The organism is Clostridium sp. ZBS15 (assembly GCF_023845705.1).
Classification (GTDB): domain Bacteria; phylum Bacillota; class Clostridia; order Clostridiales; family Clostridiaceae; genus Clostridium; species Clostridium aquiflavi.
The window spans coordinates 1-5,540 of sequence record NZ_JAMQHY010000084.1 but is presented as its reverse complement, the minus strand read 5'-3'; the positions used below and the strand labels follow the sequence as shown (position 1 = coordinate 5,540).

At 28.6% G+C, this 5,540-nt stretch carries 3 protein-coding genes and 1 riboswitch; of the genes, 2 read left to right on the top strand and 1 reads right to left on the bottom strand.

Going from position 1 to position 5,540, the window contains the following annotated elements; genetic code table 11:
• Positions 1–64: 64 nt before the first annotated feature.
• A riboswitch (TPP riboswitch) is annotated at positions 65–166 on the bottom strand.
• A 256-nt stretch (positions 167–422) separates the two neighbouring features.
• Complete coding sequence (locus NG904_RS16430) at positions 423–854, top strand: hypothetical protein (RefSeq protein WP_252232770.1); 432 nt, start codon at positions 423–425, stop codon at positions 852–854.
• A 304-nt stretch (positions 855–1,158) separates the two neighbouring features.
• On the opposite strand, the gene NG904_RS16425 is transcribed toward NG904_RS16430, so the two are convergent.
• Positions 1,159–3,705, bottom strand: coding sequence for a calcium-translocating P-type ATPase, PMCA-type (locus tag NG904_RS16425; protein WP_252212624.1), 2,547 nt, complete (start codon positions 3,703–3,705; stop codon positions 1,159–1,161).
• 145 nt (positions 3,706–3,850) lie between these two features.
• Here NG904_RS16425 and NG904_RS16420 point away from each other — a divergent pair, with 145 nt between their 5' ends.
• Positions 3,851–5,491, top strand: coding sequence for a putative manganese-dependent inorganic diphosphatase (locus NG904_RS16420; RefSeq protein WP_252212625.1), 1,641 nt, complete (start codon positions 3,851–3,853; stop codon positions 5,489–5,491).
• The last annotated feature ends 49 nt before the right edge of the window (positions 5,492–5,540 follow it).

Genomic DNA, 5,540 nt, shown 5'->3' with positions numbered 1-5,540 from the left:
TTCCTAAAGAATAAAAAAAGCTTGCACTAAGCAAGCATAAAATACCACTACATATAAATATATACAGTAAGTAAATAAGCTTCCCTACGATGGTACTAACCATATCAGGTTATTAGAGTTAGGATATCCTTCTCAGCCGTTAAAAACGGCACCCCTAGCAAAATATTCTATTTTAATTAATTATATCTAAATAATTCACTTATTTCAACTTATAATTTTATTTATAAAAATTGCTATGAAACATATTATTTTAATAATCACAAATACTATATGAATTAATTAGATTTTACATGTCACTTTAAAATACAATCAAATGCTAATATGTATGGTACTTAATAAACTATTATGATATAATAAGCTAGATATAATAGGTTTTTTATTTTAATTGATAAATATATTCTTATTAAAAAGGAGAGTCATAAATGGGTTTAAAAGAAAAGTTTTCTGGAAAATTTAATAAGTATTTTCAAGACGCATATCTTGAAAAGTATGGAGATAGAATTACAAGTACATCTGGAACTGTTTTATCAGTAAAGGTTTTTGAAAAAAGTTACTTTATATTTCATAAGTTATTAGTTGAAATGTTAGTTAAACCTGAAGTTGGTAGATCTGTTGTTAAATGTTTTTATAAACAAAATAAATGGTTTAAAAAAACCGAATTTATTACTGTATCTCAAGGCCATAAAGTAATAATAATGGGTGTTAAAGGCGAGAAAATAAAGAAAAAAGATACTACAGAAGCTATTCAAATAATGAATGTATTAAATCTTACAACTAAAAAAGACTTAATACCTGTTGACCATAGTGAATTAAAAAAATCACGTCAACAAGCTACTAAAATGATGAGAAGATAATTTACAGATTAAATCAAAAGTACCAATTGAAATCTCAATTGGTACTTTTGTTGTTATATTTGAATAATGGTAATATTGTAGTATAAAGCTCGTGACTAGAGAAATTTACTATTTATTACGCAACTATATCTTAATAAGTGTTAATATCCGCAATTAGTAAAGCTTCATTTTAATTGGACTTTTATAACTATTAAGTAATTGTCTAAATTTTATATATTGTTTATCGAATTTACTCAGCAACTCCAGATGAGTATGGTTTCCTTTTTAATCCTGTCCACGAGCATTACAGTACAAGATTAACATCCTATTTTGATTTTATTAATAAATATACACTATTTATTAATGCTATTATTCCGGAGAAGAACATTACTATTAACCATTGACTAAATGACAATGCAACAGTATGGAATATTCCTCTGAAGAATGGTATATAAAGTACAGATGTTATCATTATTATTGAAATTAAAACAGCTCCTACTAAATAAGGATTTGTAAATAGCTTTATTTCAAATATTGAATGTCTTTCTGATCTACATTCAAAAACATGTATTAATTGAGACATTACAAGAGTACATAAAGCTAAAGTTCTACAAGTTTCTAGATTCATACCATAATATCTTCCTATCATAAATGATAGTAAGGTACATATTCCTATTAATGATCCTCTTACTACAATCTTCTCAACTAGTCCCCTTGCAAAAATACTTTCATTTTTTGCTCTTGGAGTTTGTCTCATAATATCACTATCAGCTGGGTCAACACCAAGGGCAATAGCTGGCAATCCATCAGTAGCTAAGTTAACAAGTAAAATTTGTATTGGACTTAATGGATTGGGAAGATAAAATAATGTTGCTAAAAACATAGTTAAAACTTCACCTAAATTACAAGACAATAAATATCTTATGAATTTTCTTATATTATCATAAATTATTCTTCCCTCTTCTACAGCTGCCACTATAGTTGAAAAATTATCATCCATTAATATCATTGAGGATGCTTCCTTAGTAACATCAGTTCCTGAAATCCCCATGGAAATTCCTATATCTGCTTCTTTTATTGCTGGAGCATCATTTACTCCGTCTCCAGTCATTGCAACTATATTACCTTTTCTCTTAAATGCTTTTACAATTCTTAACTTATGGTTTGGTGAAACCCTAGCAAATACTCTGACCTTATTAACTTTCTTATATAATTCATCATCACTAATTCTTTCTATTTCTTCACCTGTTAAAACTTGTTCTTCAGTATTACATATATTTAATGATTTCGCTATGGCAAGTGCAGTATTCTTATGATCTCCTGTTATCATAACAGGCTTTATTCCTGCAAGTTTACATTTTAAAACTGCATCTCTAGCTTCTTTTCTTGGTGGATCAATGCTTCCAACAACACCTATAAATATAAGATTTTCTTCTAAATGATTATTTTTACTTAATCCTTCTTCCTTATATGCGCATGCTATACATCTTAGTGCTCTAGATGACATAGCTTCAATAAATTTTGCTACTTGTTGTTTCTTTTGATATGTTAAAGGCTTTATTTTATTATTTTCTAATATATAAGAACATTTTTCTATAAGTCTTTCGGGTGCACCTTTAACATAACAAGTTTCTTTATCATTTTCATTAATTATTACAGACATCATCTTTCTTGTTGAATCAAAAGGAATATCATATACTCTATTTATATTAGATACATATGCCTTTAATGGCTCAACTTTCTTAAAGAACATCTCTATTAATGCAGTTTCTGTTGGTTCTCCATGAAGCACTTCTTCCATTATGTTTTTAGTAAAATCATAATTACAATCATTACAATAAACTAGAGCTTTCATCATTTTGTTATAATCTTTTAATTCTTCTTTTTCTAATTCATATATTTTACCATTTAAATAAGCTTCTTTAGCTGTCATCTTGTTTTGAGTTAATGTACCGGTCTTATCAGAACATATAACAGAAGTACATCCCAAGGTTTCAACTGCAGGTAATTTTCTTACTAAAGCGTTTCTTTTTAACATTCTAGATACTCCAAGTGCTAATGCTACTGTTACAATTGCAGCAAGACCTTCTGGAATAGCTGCTACTGCTAAACTTACGCCAAGTAAAAACATTTCTGTTATATCATTCCCTCTTATTACACCCATTACAGTTACTATTACACATACAACTAAACAAATAACTACCAATACTTTGCCAAGTGAATCTAATTTTTTATTTAAAGGTGACTTTTCTTCATCTATGTTTTGAATTAGATCTGCTATTTTTCCCATTTCTGTATTCATACCTATTGTGTCAACTTTAAATAATCCTTTTCCTTTTACAATAGTTGTTCCCATATAGCACCTATTATTTTTTCCATTAACATCTTTATCAACTCCTACCGATTCCCCAGTAAGTAGTGATTCATCCACGACAATACCTAATCCTTCAATAAATGTACCATCTGCTGGGACTCTGTCACCAGCTTCTAAAATAACTACATCACCTATAGTTAAATATATAGAATTAAGAATTTGTATGCTTCCATCTCTTAGTACCTTACATGTTGGTGCAGCTAAATCCTTCAGAGCCTCTAATGACTTTTCCGTTCTAAATTCTTGAACAAATCCTAATATCGCATTTACAAACACAATTATTAATATAGTAATTGCATCAGCTTTATCACCTATGATTCCTGAAATTATTGTTGCTGCTATAAGTACCCATACAATAAAATCATTAAATTGTGAAAGAAATATTTTTAAGGCTGATGTCTTTTTTTTATGCTGAAGTTCATTAAGCCCAAAATTCTTAATTCTTTTTTCAGCTTCCTTTGTACTAAGTCCTTTTAAAAGTTCTTTTTCTTGTACCACAATTTCTCCTCCCTTTTTTTCTCCTCATATAAATATATATATTTTCCTTTGCAAAAGTTATGATGATTTTTTAATAAACTTTACATTATTGAAATTTACAAGTAAAATATATACTGTGATTTTATACAAATAAGGAGGAGCTATTTTGAAGAATATAGTTTATGTAACTGGACATAAAAATCCTGATTCAGATTCAATCTGTGCTGCTTATGGATATGCAGCTTTGAAAAATAAAATTAGTAATCTTGAAGCTATACCTGTAAGACTAGGTAATGTAAATCGAGAAACTCAATTCATACTAGATTATTTTGGTGTTGAAGCACCTAAATATTTAGAAACAGTAAAGCTTAAAGTAGAAGATTTAAAAATAGATAATCTTGATCCAATTCCACCAACTTTCCCATTAAGAGGTGCTTGGAACATAATGAGAGATAATCATCTTAAAGCTTTACCAATAGCTGATAAAAACGGTTGCTTAATTGGAGTTATTTCTATTTCTAATTTAACATCAGCTTATATGGATATTTGGGATAATAACATCCTAGCAAAGAGTAATACATCTATAGAAAATATAATAGAAACTCTTGATGCTAAAGCAATATACATAGATGAAAATGTTAAAACATTTCCTGGGAAAATAACTGTAACTGCAATGCAACCTGATAGTTTAAGAGAAATAATAAATCAAGGTGATATTGCTATAGTTGGAGATAGACATGATGTTCAAGAGGAACTATTAAACATAGGAACTTCTTTAATGATTATAACTGGTTCTAATACTTTACCATCTGAATTAATTTTTAAAGCTAGAGAAAACGGAGTTACTGTTATAAGTACACCACATGATTCATTTACAACCTCAAGATTAATCGTTCAAAGTATACCAGTTGAATATGTAATGGCTAAGGAAAACCTAGTATCATTCTCTACTGAAGATTTAGTAGATGATATTAAAGGTATTATGGCTGAAACTAAATACCATTGTTACCCTGTAACTAATATTGAAGGTAAAGTAATTGGTACAATTTCAAGATATCATCTTATTTCTGATCATAAGAAAAAAGTTATTCAAGTTGATCATAATGAAAAAGGTCAATCTGTTAATGGATTAGATGATGCTGAAATAATAGAAATAATTGACCATCATAGAGTTGCTGATATTCAAACAAGCAATCCTATATACTTTAGAAATGAACCAATTGGTAGTACTTCAAGCATAGTTGCTAAATGTTATTTTGAAAGTGATGTTCAGCCTTCTAAGGAAGTTGCCGGACTTTTATGTGGAGCTATAATTTCAGATACTCTGTTATTTAGAAGCCCAACTTGTACTGAACAAGATAAAATTATTTGTCTTAGATTAGCTGAAATAGCAGGAATAAACATTGATGAATTTGCTAAAGAAATGTTTAAAGCAGGTACTTCTTTAAAAGGAAAATCTGTTGCTGAAATCTTCAATCAAGATTTCAAACCTTTTAGTATAGCTGATTCTAAAATAGGTGTTGCTCAAGTTAATACAATGGACATCGATGGATTTATGCCATTAAAAGATGAAATGCTAAATTATATGAGCAAACAAGCTGAAGAAAATAACTTTGATGTAGTTATGCTACTTTTAACTGATATACTAAATGAAGGTTCTCAAATTTTAGTTGCTGGACCAAAACCAGAAATCGTTGAAAAAGCATTTAAGGTAGAATTATACAACTGTATGACATTCCTACCAGGGGTATTATCAAGAAAGAAACAAGTAGTACCACCTCTAACAACAACATTATTAGCAAAATAATTATTAAATAAAAAATAGTATCTCAAAAATTTGAGATACTATTTTTTAT